We start from the raw sequence: 17,973 nt of genomic DNA, 5'->3' as shown, positions 1-17,973 counted from the left end.
GGGCCTCATGCCATCAAAGTTTTCTATGCGGCAGTTCGCGGTCGGACCGAAGACCCTGTTTTATCGACCTCGCGCTTGCACTGGCGCCGGCGAAGGGTCCGTGAGATTCAGTGCCACCCACGGCCTTGAGGTCAGACCAGCACAGTCGAGGCCTTCGGGATCGAGACGGCGAACGCGCGTGTGGAGATGGATGGCGAGCGCACGTCCAAGAACCAGAACTACCCGCTGCAGGACGTCGCCCCGACCCGCAGCCATGACCGACGATGTCCGCAACAACCCGAAGTGGCGGGAGAACTCAGGCTTAAGCCACCGGCCCACTCTGGTCTTCAAATCCTGTCAGGAGTACGGTGCCGGACAGCACTGCAGTCCAACTCGATTGAGAAGGAAGTCATGGAGATAGACCTGTTCGCCGGTATTCCCGTCCGCGATTACGCCGAAGCGACAGCCTGGTATGAGCGGCTCCTGGGAGCCCCGCCATCGTTCCTGCCCAACGACACCGAGGCGGTCTGGGAGCTCGCCGAGCACCGGTATCTGTTCATCGAAGTGCGGCCCGAGCATGCCGGACACGCCATGCACACAGTCTTCCTCGGCGACTTTGACACCCGCATCTCGCAGATCGCCGAACGGGGGCTTGAGCCGGCTATGTGCGAAACCTACGACAACGGTGTCCGCAAGGCGACCTTTCGCGACCCGGACGGCAACGAGATCGGCTTCGGCGGCGGGCCAGCCTGACGGAACCGGCGCAGGTTCGCGCCTATCCCGGGTGGCTCCCGCGCAATTGAAGCCCCGCAGAACCCTGCGGGGCTTCAATGCTCTGTACGGTATTCGGCTATGGGGCCCGGTCACTGGCCGGCTCTTCCACTTCGGACTTGTCGAGGAAAGCCTTAACTTCGGAATCATCGGACTTCGTCCAGGTCTCGGCCTCGGTTTCCTGGTCTCTCGGACGGGTTTCCGGCGTGCGCACGGCATCCTTTCTGAAGCCCCAACCGAAATCCTGATTCGAGGCGTAGCACATCACGAACCTCCTTCATCTCGGTCCTTTAATCGTCCTCTGGTCAGCGGTGGAAGCCAAGTGCCGGACACGCTCCTTCGCAGATTCCTGTTGCTCCCGCGCAGCACCTACGGGTGGACCCAGATGTGTCCGTTGCAACAGTTCCGTAATCTATGAGGTTAGGTAAGGCTTACCTGCCTATGCTTTCCCGGTGACTATCCAGTTGGACCTTGCCCGTGTCTCGTTCGCCGCCAATCTGGTGCGCCACGGCGACCAACCCGCCGTCCTCATGGAGGACTGCGTTCTGACTTACCGTGAGCTGGCCAACCGCGTCGACGACGTCGCGGAGCGGCTGGGACCGGTACGGCGGCTGGCCGTGCTGGCTGCGGCCAATGACCTGGATTCGCTCGTCGCCTACCTGGCCGCGCTCTCGGGAGGCCACCCGCTCATCCTCGTGCCGGCGGACAAACCTGCTGCCCTCGAATCGATCCTGGCGAGCTACGATCCGGACGTCGTCATGCGCTCGGGCAATGGGGAACCGGTGCTGGAAGTCCGGCGTGAGGGCACGGCCCATGAACTGCATCCCGAGCTGGCTCTGCTGCTGAGTACGTCCGGCTCCACGGGTTCACCCAAGCTGGTGCGCCTCTCCCGGGAAAACCTGCAGTCCAACGCCGGGGCGATCGCCGAGTATCTGGACATCCAACCCAGCGACCGCGCGGCCACGACGCTGCCGATGTCCTACTGCTACGGACTCTCGGTCATCAACAGCCACCTGCTGCGCGGCGCGGGGCTGGTACTCACGGACCTGTCCGTGGTGGACCCATGCTTCTGGGACCTTTTCCGGGAGCAGCGCGCGACGACGTTCGCGGCAGTTCCGTACACTTTCGAGCTGCTCGACCGGGTCGGATTCGTCGGTATGGACCTTCCGGGTCTGCGGTACATGACCCAGGCCGGCGGCCGGCTCGATCCGGCAACCGCGCACCGGTACCGCGAGCTGGGCCAGCGCGGCGGCTGGGACCTGTTCGTGATGTACGGGCAGACCGAGGCCACCGCCCGCATGGCGTACCTGCCGCCGCAGCTCGCGGCCGAGAACCCGGGGACCATCGGCATTCCCGTGCCTGGCGGCGCCTTCCGCATCGACCCGGTGCCCGGACTGGAGGACGGCGAGCTTGTCTACACCGGGCCGAATGTCATGCTGGGCTACGCCGAGTGCCCGGGAGACCTCGCTGCCGGCCGCACGAGTGACGAGCTGCGTACCGGGGATCTCGCCCGGAGGCACGCGTCCGGCGTGTACGAGGTGGTGGGCCGGCGCAGCCGCTTTGTGAAGATTGTCGGCCTGCGCATCGACCTCGGCCAGGTGGAGAAGATCCTCGCCGAGCTTGGTGTGCCGGCAGCCAGCGCCGGATCCGACAGGGGGCTCGTGGTCGCAGTCGAGGGCGACCACGACGCGGCCCTGTTGGGCAAGGTGCTGGCCCAAAAACTCGGGCTCCCGCGCGGTGCCGTGGAGCTGCACGCCGTCGTTAGCTTCCCTCGCCTGGCGAACGGCAAGGTTGACTACCAGGCCGTGCTGGCCCTCGCCCGGCCGAACCCGGAACCTGAACCTCAACCTGCGGCACCAGAGCGCTCCCCAGCTGGACCGGCGGACGTCCGGACAATTTTCGCCGAGGCGCTGGAGTGCGACGACGTCAAGGACACGGACACGTTCGTCTCGCTGGGCGGCGATTCGCTGTCCTACGTGGCGGCCTCGGTCCGGCTGGAGAAAGCGCTAGGGCACCTGCCTCCGGACTGGCACGTCACACCCATCGGCGAACTGGCACCGCGGCCGAGGGCAGCCGGGCGCGGAAGACGCTGGTTCGCGCCGCTGGAGACCGGCATCCTGCTCAGGGCGGCGGGGATTGTCCTGATCATCGGAACCCATGCACAGCTCTTGCATTGGCCGGGAATGGCCCATGTGCTCTTCGCAGTGGCTGGCTACAACTTCGCCCGCTTCCAGCTTAACGGCGACCGCATGCCACGTCTGCGCCGGCAACTGCGCAGCCTCGGAAGGATCATCGTGCCGAGCGTGGCCTTCATCGCCGTCGCCTACGTGCTCACCGACAGGTACGGCCCGGAGAATCTGGCGCTCCTCAACTCCTTCGTGGGGCCGGAGACGTGGACCACCCGCTGGGACTTCTGGTTCATCGAGATGCTGGTCTATGTGCTGATCTCCGTGGCGGCGCTGCTCGCCATTCCCTGGGCGGCCCGGGCGGAGAGCCGCTTCCCCTTCGCGTTTGCGCTAGGCCTGACCGCCGTCGGCCTGCTGACCCGCTTCGAGATCCTCAACCCGCCAGCACCGAACCCCGCACCCGTGCTGTGGCTCTTCGCCCTGGGCTGGGCGGTGGCGCGGGCCAGGAACCTGCCGAGACGGCTGGCGGTATCGGCCATTGCCGTGCTCACCGTACCTGGCTTCTTCAGTGACCCGTATCGCGACGCGACCATCCTCGCCGGCATCCTCCTACTCACCTGGCTGCCCGCGATCCCGGTCCCGTCCGGCCTCCACCGACTGCTGGGAGTGCTTGCCGCCTCGTCGCTGTATGCCTACCTCACGCACTGGCTCGTCTACCCGGGACTGGCGCCCGTCAGTCCTGCCCGGGCGGTGGCCGCTTCGCTGGCCGCAGGAGTAACGTACTGGGCCCTGTCCATGCGGGCGATGGGCACGGCGGGCCGCTGGATGACGGCGTTGCGGACGCGGTCAGCATCCTCCCGCACTCCGGCATCGCCAAACACGGCCGTCCCACAATTCACTCATCCCGAGTTTTCGCAATAGTCTGGCCGCATGGATACAAGCACCGTGAAGTCCGGCGAACGGGTTGACAGGCAGGCGCGCATTCTTCAGGCCGCCATGGACCTGCTGTCGCGCCATGGCATCTCGGGCGTCAACATGCGTGCCGTCGCGCGTGAAGCCGGTGTCGCCTTGGGGCTTGTGAACTACTACTACGAAGACAAGACAAGCCTGATCCGGGCGGCATTGAAGCGCGTTGACGAGCATGACGTTGCGCTGGTCAAGCCCGATCCGGCGTCGCCGCCAAAGGAGCGGCTTCTCGAGGCCCTTCGGCGCGTTGCCGATCCGGGACTGCTGACCACGCCATACTTGTCGCTGCGCCTCCACTTATGGGCGCTCGCGCAGGCCAATGAAGACTTTGCTGCAATAAATGACGCAGCGTTCGAGCGCTATGTCGACGGACTCGCTGTGTTGATCGGGAATGCCAGGCCTGAGCTGCCACCCGAAGAGTGCAGGAAGCGGGCAGATGACATAGTGGTAATCCAAAACGGCATGTGGATAACGGCACTCCTTGGCTTGAACCGGGCGTCCACCGAGAGAAGCATCAGCCGCACAGAAGAGATTGCCTTCGCCTCGTAACGGGACTCGAGCAGGGTCTTGGGGACGTCTGGCCAAATTTTCTTGAACAATCGTTCAAAGATACTCTTGAACAGATGTTCAAACTCGACTACTGTGCACGATATGATCCATGTCACATCAACTCGAGTCCGCAGGATCGAAGCGGCTGCCTGGCTGATCCCCTTGTTCGGCCTGAAGAAAACTCAACCCGGACGCCGTTCGGGAGCCATGCAATGAGTGATGTTTCTCTACTAGACAAGTGATTCTGACCACCTTTTGGATGTGCTAAGCGCGCGGAGACGGCTGTTTCCTGCTGTTGCTAGCGTCTGATTCCGCCCCTGATGGGGCCCCTGGCTATCAGTGAGACCGCGACCAGCACAAACTATCGATGCGAGGTACGAGACCAACATGAGCATGCCGCCCAAAACCGTCGAGCCCCAACTCGACGACGCAGACAACAAGCGCCCATCGCCGGACACCGTCCTGCCTTCGTACAAAACCCCGCCCGATCCCGCAGCGCGGACGCGGGTGAACAAGACCGTCTTTATCGGCTCGGCGGCGGGCGTCCTCGGCATCGCGCTCTGGGCCATGCTGGACCGCGAATCGGCAGATGCCGTGATTGGCACGGCCGTGACGTGGGTGGGCGAGACGTTCGGCTGGTGGTACTCGCTGATCGTCGTCGCGGTGCTCGCGTTCGTCCTCTTTGTGGCTGTATCCAGAGTAGGAAAAACCCGCCTGGGGCCGGACCACTCGCGCCCGACGTTCAACATGTTCACGTGGTCGGCGATGCTCTTCGCCGCCGGCATCGGGATCGACCTCATGTTCTTCTCGGTGTCGGAGCCCGTGACACAGTTCTTGGCCCCGCCCGGAGGCGAAGCTTCCACTGTTGAGGCCGCCCGGCAGGCCATGGTCTGGACGTTGTTCCACTACGGCATCCTGGGCTGGGGCCTCTATGCCTTGATGGGGTTGGCACTCGGCTACTTCGCTTACCGGCACAACCTGCCGCTCAGCATCCGCTCCGCGCTGTACCCCATCCTCGGCAAGCGGATCCACGGGCCGCTGGGGCACGCCGTCGATATTGCTGCCTTGCTGGGCGCGATCTTCGGCATCGCTACCAGCCTGGGCATCGGCGTCGCACAGCTCAACTACGGACTAAGCTTCCAGTTCGGCATCCCCGAGAATACCCTCGTGCAGATCGCGCTGATCGCCGTGGCCGTGGTGATGGCGACCGTTTCGGTACTCACCGGAGTGGAGAAGGGGATCCGCCGGCTGTCGGAGCTCAACATCATCCTGGCCATCGCGCTGATGATCTTCATCCTCGTCACCGGGTCCACGCGCTTTCTCTTCGACGGCATCGTGAACAACATCGGCGACACCCTGTCCCGCTTCCCGTCGATGGCACTCAATACGTTCGCCTACGACCGGCCGGACGAGTGGCTCAACGGCTGGACACTGTTCTTCTGGGCCTGGTGGATCGCCTGGGCTCCCTTCGTGGGACTGTTCCTGGCGCGCATTTCCCGCGGCCGCACACTGCGCGAGTTCGTCTTCGGAGTGCTGGTGGTGCCGTTCGGCTTCATCCTGCTGTGGATCTCGATCTTCGGCAACAGCGCCCTCGAGATCGTGATGGGCGGCAACGCCGCGTTCGGGGAAATGGCGATGAGCAACCCGGAGCGCGCCTTCTACGGTCTGCTCGAGCAGTATCCGCTGGCTCCGCTCAGCGCAGCCGTGGCAACCTTCACCGGACTGCTGTTCTACGTCACGAGTGCAGATTCCGGCGCCCTCGTGATGGCCAACTTCAGCTCACACCTGAAGGACGCCGACTCGGACAGCCCCAAGTGGCTGCGTGTCTTCTGGGCCGTAGCCACCGGCCTCCTGACGTTGGGAATGCTCCTGGTGGGCGGTGTCCCCACGCTGCAGAGCGCCACCGTGATCATGGGCCTGCCGTTCTCCGTGGTGCTGGTCTTCATCATGTTGGGCCTCTACAAGGCGCTGCGACTGGAAACCGCACTGGTGGACAGCTACCAGACCGGACTGCACGCCGTGCTCAACTCGCGCACCAACGTCCCGGGCGGCGCGGACAGCCGCCGGGGTTGGCGCCAGCGCCTGGCCCGGGCCATGAACTATCCCGGACACCAACAGGTCCAAAACTTCGTCTCCGAGGTCGCGGTTCCCGCGCTGAACGAGGTGTGTGAGGACCTGCGTGCCCGCGGACTGAAGGCATCGCTGGAGACCAGCACCGTGGAAGCCTTCGGAATCGACACCGCGGACCTGTGCGTGGAGCATGACGGCGAGCGCACCTTCAAGTACCAGATCTACCCGGTCCAGCGGAGCGTCCCGTCCCACGCCCGGTCCAGCGCCGTTGGCGGAAGGTACTACCGGATCGAGGTGTTCGCGCTCGAGGGCAGCCACGGCTACGACCTCATGGGCTACAGCAAGGACGAGGTCATCGCCGACGTACTGGACCACTACGAAGTGCACCTCGAGTTCCTGCAACAGCACTGCGACACCCTCGCCTACAGCACCGTCGCCGAAAATGTCCCGCCCAAGGCGGACTGGGAAACCGACTACAACACGGTCGACGAATCCGTCGCCGCACCTACAAAGGAGACAACATGACCGATACCGCCTCCACCCTGTTCATCAACGGCAGCTGGGAGCCGGCCGCGTCCGGCGCGCTGCGGGAGATCCGCAACCCGGCCGACGGCGAACTGGTCGCCACGGTGTCCGAGGCCGGCCGGGAAGACGCCGAGCGCGCCATCGCCGCGGCCCGCGCCGCCTTCGACTCCGGGGTCTGGGCCTCCAACCCGGCGCCCGAGCGCGGCGCCTTCCTGCTCAAGGTCGCCGCCGGCCTGCGCGAACGCCGCGAGAAGTTCGCCCGCGCCGAGTCGCTGGACACCGGCAAGCGCATGGCCGAAAGCCGCATCGACATGGACGACATTGCCGCCTGCTTCGAGTATTTCGGCAAGCTCGCCGGGCAGGATGCGGGCCGCGTGGTCGATGCCGGAGACCCCGCCGTCGTTAGCCGCATTGTCCACGAGCCGGTGGGCGTTTGCGGCATGATCACGCCCTGGAACTATCCGCTGCTGCAGGCCGCGTGGAAGATCGCGCCCGCACTGGCCGCCGGCTGCACCTTTGTGCTCAAGCCCTCCGAGCTCACCCCATCCACGGCCATCCTGACCATGCAGCTGCTCCAGGACCTCGGCCTGCCGGACGGCGTTGCCAACCTCGTCACCGGCCCCGGCGCGGAGGCGGGCGCACCGCTTTCGGAACATCCCCACGTCGACCTCGTTTCCTTCACCGGCGGCCTGGAGACCGGCAAGCGCATCGCCGCGGCCGCGGCCGGCACGGTCAAGAAGGTGGCCCTGGAGCTCGGCGGCAAGAACCCCAACGTGGTGTTCGCTGACTCGGACTTCGATGCCGCCGTCGATAATGCGCTGAACGGCGCCTTTGTGCACTCCGGGCAGGTCTGCTCCGCCGGGGCCCGGCTGGTGGTCGAGGAATCGATCGCCGAGCGCTTCGTCGACGAGCTGGTCCGCCGCGCCGAGGGCATCCGCCTCGGCGGCCCCTTCGACGACGCCGCTGAAACCGGACCGCTGATTTCCGCGGCGCACCGCGAGAAGGTGGACGCGTATGTCCAGCGCGGCGTGCAGGAGGGCGCGCGGCTGCGCTGCGGCGGCGCTGTCCCGGAGGGTGAAAAGTACGACGGCGGGTTCTACTACCAGCCGACGGTCCTGGACCGCGTGACCAGGGGAATGTCCGTCGTCGTCGATGAAGCCTTCGGCCCGGTGGTGACGGTCGAAACCTTCCGCACCGAGGACGAGGCCGTGGCCACCGCCAATGACACGATCTACGGCCTGGCCGGCGCGGTCTGGACCCAGGACGCCGGCAAGGCGCAGCGCGTGGCCGGCCGGCTGCGCCACGGCACCGTCTGGATCAACGACTTCCACCCCTACCTGCCGCAGGCCGAGTGGGGCGGTTTCGGCCAGTCCGGCGTCGGCCGCGAGCTGGGCCCCACCGGCCTGGCCGAGTACCAGGAAGCCAAGCACATCTACCAGAACACCAGCCCGCAGGTGACCGGCTGGTTCGCTGACCACGGCAAGGAGAGCTAAATGCACCTCGACAACATCGACAACCTGATGGACCGGGAGTTCGACTACATCGTGATCGGCGGCGGATCCGCCGGCGCCGCCGTCGCGGCCCGGCTGAGCGAAGATCCCGAGGTGACCGTGGCGCTGGTCGAGGCCGGCCCGGACGACCGCAGCATCCCCGAGGTCCTGCAGCTGGACCGCTGGATGGAGCTGCTCGAATCCGGCTACGACTGGGACTACCCCATCGAACCGCAGGAGAACGGCAACTCCTTCATGCGGCACTCCCGCGCGAAGGTCATGGGCGGCTGCTCCAGCCACAACTCCTGCATCGCGTTCTGGGCCCCGCGCGAGGACCTGGACGAATGGGAATCCAAGCACGGCGCCTCCGGCTGGAACGCGGAAAACGCCTGGCCTCTGTACAAGCGGCTGGAGACCAACGAGGACGCCGGCCCCGCCGCCCCGCACCACGGCGACTCCGGCCCCGTCCACGTCATGAACGTTCCCCCGGCTGACCCGGCCGGCGTCGCCCTCCTGGACGCCTGCGAGCAGACCGGCATTCCGCGCGCCAGGTTCAACAACGGCACCACCGTGGTCAACGGCGCCAACTTCTTCCAGATCAACCGCCGCGAGGACGGCACCCGCTCCTCCAGCTCCGTCTCCTACATCCACCCGATCATGGAGCGCGAAAACTTCACCCTGCTGACCGGCCTGCGCGCCCGCCAGCTGGTGTTCGACGCCGAGAAGCGCTGCACCGGCGTCGATATTGTGGACTCCGCCTTCGGCCGCACGCACCGGCTGACGGCCCGGCAGGAAGTCGTCGTCTCCACCGGCGCCATCGATACGCCGAAACTGCTGATGCTCTCCGGCATCGGCCCCGCCGCGCACCTCGCCGAGCACGGCATCGACGTCCTGGTCGACTCCCCCGGCGTCGGCGAACACCTGCAGGACCACCCCGAAGGCGTCGTCCAGTTCGAGGCCAAGCAGCCCATGGTCGAAACCTCCACCCAGTGGTGGGAGATCGGCATCTTCACGCCCACCGAGGAGGGCCTGGACCGCCCGGACCTGATGATGCACTACGGCAGCGTGCCCTTCGACATGAACACCCTGCGGCACGGCTACCCCACCACGGAGAACGGCTTCAGCCTCACCCCGAACGTCACGCATGCCCGTTCACGCGGCACCGTCCGGCTGCGCAGCCGCGACTTCCGCGACAAGCCCATGGTGGACCCGCGCTACTTCACCGACCCTGAAGGCCACGACATGCGCGTTATGGTCGCCGGGATCCGCAAGGCCCGCGAAATCGCCGCCCGGCCCGCCATGGCCGAATGGGTCGGCCGCGAGCTGTCCCCGGGCGTCGAGGCGCAAACCGACGAGGAACTGCAGGACTACATCCGCAAGACGCACAACACCGTCTACCACCCCGTCGGCACCGTGCGCATGGGCCCGCCCGAGGACGCAATGTCGCCGCTCGACCCCGAGCTGCGCGTCAAGGGAGTCACTGGCCTGCGCGTCGCCGACGCCTCGGTCATGCCCGAGCACGTGACGGTCAACCCCAACCTCACCGTCATGATGATCGGCGAGCGCTGCGCCGACCTCATCCGCACCGGCCAAACCACTCAAACAACGACGGCGGACGCGAACCTCAGCGCGTCCCTCGTCTAGATCGCTGGTGGCGGGAGCAGTTCATGCTTCCGCCACCAAGCCCAAGGGCCCCTAGTATTGAATGATGAGCGAAGCACCTCCCCCCGGCACCCAGGCGATCGGACGGGCACTGAGCGTGCTGCAGGCCATTGCTGCCTCGTCCGGAGAGATGAGCAGCGGCGCCATCGCTAAAGCAGTCGGGCTCGCCTCCGGAACAACGAACCGGATCTTGCGAGCCCTGATGGCCAACGGATATGTGTCCCGCAATCCCAAGACGGACAGCTATTATCTCGGCACAGGAACGGTGCTACTCGGCCAGGCCGCCCAGCGCGGATTCGGCGTCGACAAGATGATCCCCATTCTTGAGGGACTCCATGCCGCCACGGGCGAGTCCGTCAACCTGGCCATCCGCCAGGGGAACGAGTCCGTGGTGCTCACCAGGGTCCAGTCACAATTGCCGCTCCGCTTCGAGCAGCGGGCGGGGGCACGCTTCCCGCTGTACGCTACAGCCTCGGGAAAATCGATCATGGCTTTCTCTCCCGACTGCCATGAATACACGGCATCCTTACCCGATGAACTGCCCCCGCTGACTCCTTACACGATCCGCAGCCGCGAAGAATTTACCCATCAGGTGAAGGCAACGCGGGAACGGGGGTACAGCATCGACGAGCAGGAGAACGTCGAGGGCGTCAGGTGCGTCGGAGCACCTGTCTTGGATGCCGAGGGCAGGGCCCAAGCCGCGCTGGTTATCCAGGTGCCTACGGTGAGGCTTCCCGTAACGCGAGTCCCGGAGCTGGCAGCCCTCGTGATGGCGGCCGCCAAGGAAGCCGAGATGTTTGTCCCCGTGGACCGTCCGCTCTCCCCCTGAACTTCGCCTCTTTCAAAAATCAGCCGAATTTCTTTGTGAGCCACTTCACAACCTGCCTCTGCGCCTATACATTGGTTTACACAATGTGGGCAGGGTGCCCACATAGAGAGGCGGTAGCCAAAGATGCATACGGCAAACTCCAACGAAAGCGTTTTCACTTGGGCCGCTCCCCCGCTCAAGTTCGGGCTTGGAGCTCTAGATGAAATTCATTCCGAGGTCCTGGCCATTGAAGCGAAGTCCTGCCTCATCATCACGGACCCGGGAGTACGGAACACCGGGACACCGGACCGCATCCACGAGCGGCTGGTTGCAAATGGAGTCAAGACCGAAATCTTCGACGGCGTAGCAGTCGAGCCCACCGACGACAGCATCAACGAAGCCGTCGCCTGGGCGCGCGAACAGGACTGGGACTGCTTTATTGCCGTAGGCGGAGGCTCCGCCATCGACACGGCAAAGGCTGTCAATCTCTTGACCACCCATCCAGGAGAACTGCTGGACTTCGTCACGCCACCTATCGGCAGCGGAAAGGCCCCGTGGCTGCCACTCAAGCCGCTCATCGCCGTGCCGACCACTGCGGGGACAGGCTCCGAGTCGACGACAATCTGTGTCATCGATTTTCTGGGGCTCCACCTTAAGGCGGGCGTCAGCCACGCCAAGCTGCGGCCCACCCTCGCCGTCGTTGATCCGCTGACCACCCTGACGATGCCGGCGGAGGTGACAGCAGCGAGCGGAATGGACGTCCTGTCCCATGCTTTGGAGAGCTACACGAGCGTGAAGTTCGACGCCAAGCCCGCGCCCGAGGATCCCACGAAGCGTCCCGCATTCTGCGGTTCCAACCCGATCAGCGATGTGTGGTGCGAACAGGCGCTGCGGCTCGTCGGAAAGTACCTGCGCCGGGCCGTAATGAACGGCCGGGACTTGGAAGCCAGGTACCAGATGGCTCTGGCCTCGACATCGGCAGGCACAGGCTTCGGCAACGCAGGAACGCACCTGCCCCATGCCAATGCCTACCCGATCGCAGGAGCGGTAAAGAATTACCAGGCCAACGGATATCCGCAGATGCCCATGGTGCCCCACGGTCAGGCGGTCTCTTCCACCGCCTCAGCTGTCTTCCGCTGGACCTACCCCAGCGACCCGGCCCGCCACCTGCGCGCTGCGGAGTTGCTGAGCGGCCGTACCTTCACGGCAACCGACGGCGCGGACGCACTGGCGCACGTGCTGACGGAGCTGATGACCGACATTGGGATGCCGGCAGGCCTGAGAAGTTTCGGCTACCACGAAGATCATTTGGATGAACTGGTCGCGGGAACGATGAAGCAGACCCGCCAGCTGGCGGTCGTTCCGCGGCCGGTCTCGGAGGACGCGCTCAGGAGCATCTTCAAGGAGTCACTGTGAGTGCCGAAGCGGAAGTCCACGTCTCTAAAGCCGAGCTGCGGACCGTCGTCGTATCAACAGTCATCGGGACAACGGTCGAATGGTACGACTTTTTCCTCTACGGTATGGCCGCTGGCCTGGTCTTCGATGTCCTCTTCTTCCCCAGTGAAGACCCGCTCATCGGAACGCTGCTGGCGTTCGGGTCCTTCGCGGTCGGATTTGTCGCCCGTCCTCTGGGCGGCCTCATCTTCGGTCACATCGGTGACAAGATCGGCCGAAAGAAGACCCTCGTCACCACGATGATCATTATGGGTGTGGCCACCTTCCTGATCGGCGTTGTTCCTGCCTATGGCACCATCGGGATTCTGGCGCCCATTCTCCTCGTGATTCTCCGGCTCGCTCAGGGCATCGCGGTCGGCGGCGAATGGGGCGGCGCCGTCCTCATGGCGGTCGAATATGCACCCAAGGGGAAGCGCGGTCTCTACGGAAGCCTGCCGCAGGTAGGCCTTGCACTGGGCCTTGTCCTGGGGACGGGCGTCTTCGCGCTTCTGGGCGCGGTCCTCTCTGACGAAGCGTTCCTCAGCTGGGGCTGGCGGATCGCGTTCATCATGAGCGCCGTTCTTGTCGGCGTCGGCCTCTTCATTCGGTTGAAGGTCATGGAGACTCCGGCCTTCAGGAAGCTCCAGGAGACCGAGGCGAAGGCCACCATTCCGGCCCTGGAACTGGCGAGGGACCGCAAGAACCGCCGCCATATCCTGCTGGGGATGGGCAGCCGCTGGATCGAAGGCGTCGCCTTCAATACCTGGGCGGTTTTCGCCATCGCCTATGGCACCGATCTCCTGGAGTTGAGCCAGCAAACGATGCTCATCGCGGTCATGTGTGCCGCCGTCACGATGGTAGTTTTCATCCCCGTCTTTGGTCGGCTGTCCGACCGGATCGACCGGCGGCATTTGTACACCTGGGGCTCGATTTTGCTCGGCGTAGTTGCATATCCTGCTTTCCTTCTTTTGGGGACGGGCAGCGCACTGGTCATCTCGGCAACGATCGTGGTTGTGCTCGGAATCATCTATCCGATGGTCTACGCGCCCGAAGCGTCCCTGTTCGCGGAACTCTTCCCCATACGTGTCCGGTACAGCGGCATCTCCGTTGTCTATCAGCTCTCCGGAATCGTTGCTTCGGGAATGACTCCGCTTATTCTCACTTTCCTGCTCAGCCGGTCGAACGGCAGCATCGGGCCCATTATCGGCTACATAGCCGTCGTTTGCGTCATCAGCGCGGTCTGCACAATGGCGATTCGCTCCCGCGACCTGTACACAGAGTCGGTGGATGCAGCAACGATGTCGGCGGCAGCCAGCGGCCCGGGCCGCGATGAAGTACAGACAGATGCCCTCGGCTCCGGTTTTGGAGACGGCGCGGCCGTGGGACTTGAACGGAACCGAACATGAGCCCAAAAGTCCAATCCCTGGCGACCCCTTCCACGTTGGCGGCAGCCCTCCGTGCCGGAGGCATCCAGGATGTGCGGGACGACGGCACGACCCGGGCCGCCTACTCCTCCGACGCCTCCTTGTACCGGGCGACGCCCGCTGCCGTAGCTTTTCCGCGCAACGCCGACGACGTGATTGCCGCCCTGACCATCTGCAAGGAGCGCGGAGTCCCGATTACCTCGCGGGGTGCCGGGACATCAGTCGCGGGAAATGCCCTCGGCACGGGCGTCGTTCTGGACTTCAGCCGGCACATGAACCGCGTCTTGTCGATCGATCCTGAGAGTAAAACGGCAATCGTTCAGCCCGGAACTGTACACGCGACCCTGCAGAAAGCGGCGGTCCAGCATGGTCTTCGGTTCGGGCCCGATCCTTCCACCCATACGCGCTGCACCATCGGTGGGATGATCGGCAATAACGCGTGCGGTTCCCGTACTCTGGCGTACGGCCGCACGGCAGAGAATATAACGTCGCTCGATGTCGTGCTTGGCACTGGCCAGCGCCTGCATCTGGACGAACGAGAATGCGCGGAAACGCCCGAGACTGCGCAACTCAAGGCCTTGGTCCGTTCCAATCTCGGAATGATCCGGACTGAACTTGGCCAATTCGGCCGCCAAGTTTCCGGGTACGCCCTCGAGCATCTCCTGCCCGAGCGAGGGTTTGATCTCAAGAAGATGCTGGTCGGCAGCGAAGGGACCTTGGCGGTCATTTTGGAGGCGGGCGTCCGGTTGGTGCGGGACGCCCCCTTCAAGACCTTGGTCGTCCTGGGTTTTGACGACATCGGAGCTGCCGGTGATGCAGTCATGGACGTGCTCCCGTTTTATCCGACGGCCTGCGAGGGACTCGATTCACGGATAGTCGACGTCGTGCGAACGCGCAAAGGAGCCGCCGCGGTCCCGCACCTTCCCGCGGGGAGCGCCTGGCTGTTTGTGGAAATCTCGGGAGACGACGCCATGGAGGTCCGGCAACGGGCGCGTCTGCTGGAAAGTTCCCGCATCGCCAAGGATGCACTGCTCGTGTCCGACAGCGCGCAAGCGTCAGCGCTCTGGAGAATCCGTGAAGACGGTGCGGGGCTTGCCGGCCGTTCGCCTGCCGGCAAGCCGGCGCATTCAGGCTGGGAGGACGCGGCAGTGCCCCCGCAGCACCTTGGGAACTATCTGCGCGACTTCGACGAGTTGATCAAGCAGCACGATTTGTCCGGCTATCCCTACGGCCATTTCGGCGATGGCTGCATCCATGTTCGGCTCGACATGCCGTTCGACGTGCCCGAGGGTTCTGCGTTGTTCCGGGCATTCATGTTCGACGCCGCGCGCCTGGTCGCGCGTTATGGCGGTTCCCTTTCCGGGGAGCACGGTGACGGACGCGCCAGAAGCGAACTCCTCCCCGAGATGTACTCTGGCGAAGCTATCGATGCCTTTGGGAAGGCCAAAGGCATCTTTGATCCCGCCAATCTGCTCAATCCAGGCATCATTGTTGATCCTGTGCCGCTTGATGCCGATATACGCGTTGCCCGCGCGAAGCCGCTGCGTGAGGGGCTGGCATTGAGATTCGGCAGTGACGACGGAGACTTCAGCCAGGCTGTACATAGGTGTACCGGGGTAGGCAAGTGCAGGGCCGAAACCCGCCATAGCCAGACGGTCATGTGCCCGTCTTACCAGGCGACCAAGGAAGAAAAGGATTCCACTCGCGGCAGGGCTCGCGTGCTTCAGGAAATGATCGCCTCCGGCGCCCCGCCGCAATGGCGTTCTAAGGAGGTTCACGAAGCCCTCGATCTATGCCTGTCCTGCAAAGGCTGCCTTTCGGACTGTCCCACGGGCATTGACATGGCGTCCTACAAATCCGAAGTTCTGCATCAGACTTACAAGGGGAGAGTCAGGCCGCGTTCGCACTATTCACTCGGATGGCTGCCGGTGTGGGCCAAATTGGCGGCAGCAACGCCGCAGCTTGCTAATGCTGTAACGAAATTTCCGGGTCTTCGCAGCATCGCCCTATGGGCCGCAGGCATAGATGCGCGCCGCCGGATACCCGAATTCCCCTCTCGGACCTTCCGCAGGTGGTTCATGCAGAGACGGCCTGCCTCGGAGGCAACCGGCAGGCCCCCCGTCCTTCTATGGATCGACTCGTTCACTAACTATTTCAATCCCGAGATCGGAGCTGCTGCAGTTCGAGTACTTGAAAATGCCGGCTATTCGGTACGCATTCCTGAAAGCCAAACTTGCTGCGGCCTGACCTTCATATCGACGGGCCAACTGGACAAGGCCAAAGCAGTTTTGGGACAAACCGTGGCTTCTTTGACTGAGACGGCTAAGGCAGGAATTCCCATCGTCGGTCTGGAGCCATCCTGCACCGCGGTTCTGCGTTCAGATGCCGTAGAACTCCTTGGGGGTGAAGTCGCTGGGTCCGTCGCTGACGCGACCAGGACCCTCGCTGAGTTGCTGGCTACGACGGCAGGATATGAACCACCAGCACTGAACGGGACCAATATCGTGGCTCAACCGCACTGCCATCACAATTCGGTCATGGGGTGGGAAGCCGATGAAGCGCTCCTGAAGCGTGCCGGCGCCGAGGTCCAGAGACTAGGCGGCTGTTGTGGGTTGGCTGGGAACTTCGGCGTAGAGAAGGGCCATTACGACGTTTCCTTGGCTGTCGCCGAGCAACAGTTGCTCCCGGCCGTCAAGGCAGCAGCTGCCGAGAGCTTTATCCTCGCCGACGGCTACTCCTGCCGTACACAACTGGAGGATTTAAGCGACAGGCGGGGAATCCACCTCGCAAAGCTGCTAGACGACGCAACCAACAATGAAATCAACCAACTCCCCCTTGTGCCAGAGATGGGCATCAACGAACTCGGGTAGCGACCCAACTCACCAACCGAAGTAGACAGTATTGGAATAAACGATGGAGGGGGAGCCACGGCTCCCCTCCAGCCCGCCATGGCCGAATGGGCTGGCCGCGAGCTGTCCCCCCGGTATCGAGCCACAGACCGACGAGGAACTGCAGGACTACATCCGCAAGACGCACAACACCGTCATGATGATCGGCGAGCGCTGCGCCGACCTCATCTGCACCGGCCAAACCCTTCAAACAACGACGGCGGACGCGAACCTCAGCGCGTCCCTCGTCTAAAAAGTTGGTGGCGGAAGCCAATCATGCTTCCGCCACCAACCTGCGTTTTTTCCAGTCCGGCATTACCCTGACAAGTTGAACGTTTCTTTCAGAAAGCCTGGTGATGGTGTGCCTAACCTCGACAGTCAGTACCAATCCGCACCGCCGCCCCAAGGCGGGCTTTACGCGCTGGAGGTTACTGGGAAGGACATCGCACAAGTCGAGGCCGCCAAGGCTGACATTCCACCAGGAACGCCGATCAACATCGCGTTCCTCGGAAATGAAGACCATGCCCAGCGCGTCAATGCAGCACGGGTCATACGAGCCAGCGGCTTCGATCCTGTCCCAATTATTTCCTCGCGACGCCTGCGCTCCGAAAGGGACCGCGACGATCTTCTCGGCGCCCTCATCGCAGCGGCTACCCCGTCGCGGGTCATTCTGGTGGGCGGAGACCCGGCGGTCCCAGCCGGCCCCTTTGAGGATTCCCTGGCCCTCCTGAGAAGCAACCTCCTGGAACGCCATTCCATTCATCATGTGGGCATCGTGGGCTACCCGGAAGGACACCCGAAGATCGACACGAACACGCTCTGGCGCTGTCTGAAGTGGAAAGTCCGCTTTCTTCAGGACGAAGGCTGCTCGGTTGAGATCACCACGCAGTTCGGATTTGACGCCGATGCCGTTGTGCAATGGATAGTGCGCCTGCGCCGTGAAGGAATCGACGCGCCCGTTCGCATTGGCGTGCCGGGGCCAGCAGATGCCGGGAAGCTCCTGAGGTATGCCAAGCAGTTTGGCGTGGAACCGTCGGCAGCTGTCGCGCGGCGGTATGGACTGTCCATGTCCAACCTTGACCAGCACATCGGTCCGGAACGCTATTGGGATCACCTCGCGGCCGGGATGGACGGCGGGAATCTCGGAACCGTCATGTACCACCTTTACCCATTCGGCGGGATCCTGAATGGCGTTCGTTGGATGAACAACCGCATCCCGAACAAGGTGCCCGCAAGCCGTCAGCTCGCTCCCGGTTCCAGGCGGGCAAGCACGTAGCGCAA

The 17,973-nt window shown here is 64.0% G+C and carries 12 protein-coding genes and 1 pseudogene; 12 read left to right on the top strand and 1 reads right to left on the bottom strand.

Annotated features, from left to right (window positions below):
• The first annotated feature begins 390 nt into the window (after positions 1 to 390).
• A complete protein-coding gene (locus B0G38_RS18490) occupies positions 391 to 732 on the top strand; it encodes a VOC family protein (RefSeq protein ID WP_264670787.1) in 342 nt (113 codons plus the stop codon).
• Between the two features lie 97 nt (positions 733 to 829).
• Here the strand turns inward: B0G38_RS18490 and B0G38_RS18485 are convergent, their stop codons facing one another.
• Positions 830 to 964, bottom strand: coding sequence for a hypothetical protein (locus tag B0G38_RS18485; RefSeq protein ID WP_264670786.1), 135 nt, complete (start codon positions 962 to 964; stop codon positions 830 to 832).
• Positions 965 to 1,202: 238 nt separating this feature from the next.
• Here B0G38_RS18485 and B0G38_RS18480 point away from each other — a divergent pair, with 238 nt between their 5' ends.
• From B0G38_RS18480 to B0G38_RS18430, 11 genes and pseudogenes are all read left to right on the top strand, one after another.
• Positions 1,203 to 3,797, top strand: coding sequence for an AMP-binding protein (locus B0G38_RS18480; protein ID WP_264670785.1), 2,595 nt, complete (start codon positions 1,203 to 1,205; stop codon positions 3,795 to 3,797).
• A 9-nt stretch (positions 3,798 to 3,806) separates the two neighbouring features.
• Positions 3,807 to 4,391, top strand: coding sequence for a TetR/AcrR family transcriptional regulator (locus B0G38_RS18475; protein WP_264670784.1), 585 nt, complete (start codon positions 3,807 to 3,809; stop codon positions 4,389 to 4,391).
• Between the two features lie 387 nt (positions 4,392 to 4,778).
• A complete protein-coding gene (betT, locus tag B0G38_RS18470; RefSeq protein ID WP_264670783.1) occupies positions 4,779 to 6,986 on the top strand; it encodes a choline BCCT transporter BetT in 2,208 nt (735 codons plus the stop codon).
• Positions 6,983 to 8,479 carry an aldehyde dehydrogenase family protein gene (locus B0G38_RS18465; protein ID WP_264670782.1) on the top strand — a complete coding sequence of 499 codons (1,497 nt, stop codon included), beginning with the start codon at positions 6,983 to 6,985 and terminating at the stop codon, positions 8,477 to 8,479. The genes betT and B0G38_RS18465 overlap by 4 nt, the downstream gene beginning before the upstream one ends.
• The gene (locus B0G38_RS18460) at positions 8,480 to 10,120 is read left to right on the top strand and encodes a GMC family oxidoreductase (protein WP_264670781.1); all 1,641 of its coding nucleotides are present in this window, start codon (positions 8,480 to 8,482) and stop codon (positions 10,118 to 10,120) included.
• A gap of 64 nt (positions 10,121 to 10,184) precedes the next feature.
• Positions 10,185 to 10,967, top strand: a complete 783-nt coding sequence (locus tag B0G38_RS18455) for an IclR family transcriptional regulator (protein WP_264670780.1) — start codon at positions 10,185 to 10,187, stop codon at positions 10,965 to 10,967.
• Between the two features lie 123 nt (positions 10,968 to 11,090).
• Complete coding sequence (locus B0G38_RS18450) at positions 11,091 to 12,362, top strand: hydroxyacid-oxoacid transhydrogenase (RefSeq protein WP_264670779.1); 1,272 nt, start codon at positions 11,091 to 11,093, stop codon at positions 12,360 to 12,362.
• Complete coding sequence (locus tag B0G38_RS18445) at positions 12,359 to 13,786, top strand: MFS transporter (RefSeq protein ID WP_264670778.1); 1,428 nt, start codon at positions 12,359 to 12,361, stop codon at positions 13,784 to 13,786. Before B0G38_RS18450 ends, B0G38_RS18445 begins: the two co-directional genes overlap by 4 nt.
• Positions 13,783 to 16,674 carry an FAD-binding and (Fe-S)-binding domain-containing protein gene (locus B0G38_RS18440; protein ID WP_264670777.1) on the top strand — a complete coding sequence of 964 codons (2,892 nt, stop codon included), beginning with the start codon at positions 13,783 to 13,785 and terminating at the stop codon, positions 16,672 to 16,674. Before B0G38_RS18445 ends, B0G38_RS18440 begins: the two co-directional genes overlap by 4 nt.
• Positions 16,675 to 16,743: 69 nt before the next feature.
• A pseudogene (locus B0G38_RS18435) lies at positions 16,744 to 16,945 on the top strand (choline oxidase); the annotation flags it as partial.
• Between the two features lie 108 nt (positions 16,946 to 17,053).
• Complete coding sequence (locus B0G38_RS18430) at positions 17,054 to 17,968, top strand: methylenetetrahydrofolate reductase (protein WP_264670775.1); 915 nt, start codon at positions 17,054 to 17,056, stop codon at positions 17,966 to 17,968.
• The last annotated feature ends 5 nt before the right edge of the window (positions 17,969 to 17,973 follow it).

This window comes from Crystallibacter permensis (assembly GCF_025960875.1).
Lineage (GTDB): Bacteria > Actinomycetota > Actinomycetes > Actinomycetales > Micrococcaceae > Crystallibacter > Crystallibacter permensis.
The sequence above is the reverse complement of the archived record's forward strand: the minus strand, read 5'-3'. Positions and strand labels throughout refer to the sequence as shown.

Bases quoted from the DNA above. Each gene is read 5' to 3' on its own strand.
- B0G38_RS18475 (WP_264670784.1), top strand. From the start codon at position 3,807: ATGGATACAAGCACCGTGAAGTCCGGCGAACGGGTTGACAGGCAGGCG.
- B0G38_RS18465 (WP_264670782.1), top strand. From the start codon at position 6,983: ATGACCGATACCGCCTCCACCCTGTTCATCAACGGCAGCTGGGAGCCG.
- B0G38_RS18490 (WP_264670787.1), top strand. From the start codon at position 391: ATGGAGATAGACCTGTTCGCCGGTATTCCCGTCCGCGATTACGCCGAA.
- B0G38_RS18455 (WP_264670780.1), top strand. From the start codon at position 10,185: ATGAGCGAAGCACCTCCCCCCGGCACCCAGGCGATCGGACGGGCACTG.
- B0G38_RS18440 (WP_264670777.1), top strand. From the start codon at position 13,783: ATGAGCCCAAAAGTCCAATCCCTGGCGACCCCTTCCACGTTGGCGGCA.
- B0G38_RS18450 (WP_264670779.1), top strand. From the start codon at position 11,091: ATGCATACGGCAAACTCCAACGAAAGCGTTTTCACTTGGGCCGCTCCC.
- B0G38_RS18460 (WP_264670781.1), top strand. From the start codon at position 8,480: ATGCACCTCGACAACATCGACAACCTGATGGACCGGGAGTTCGACTAC.
- betT (WP_264670783.1), top strand. From the start codon at position 4,779: ATGAGCATGCCGCCCAAAACCGTCGAGCCCCAACTCGACGACGCAGAC.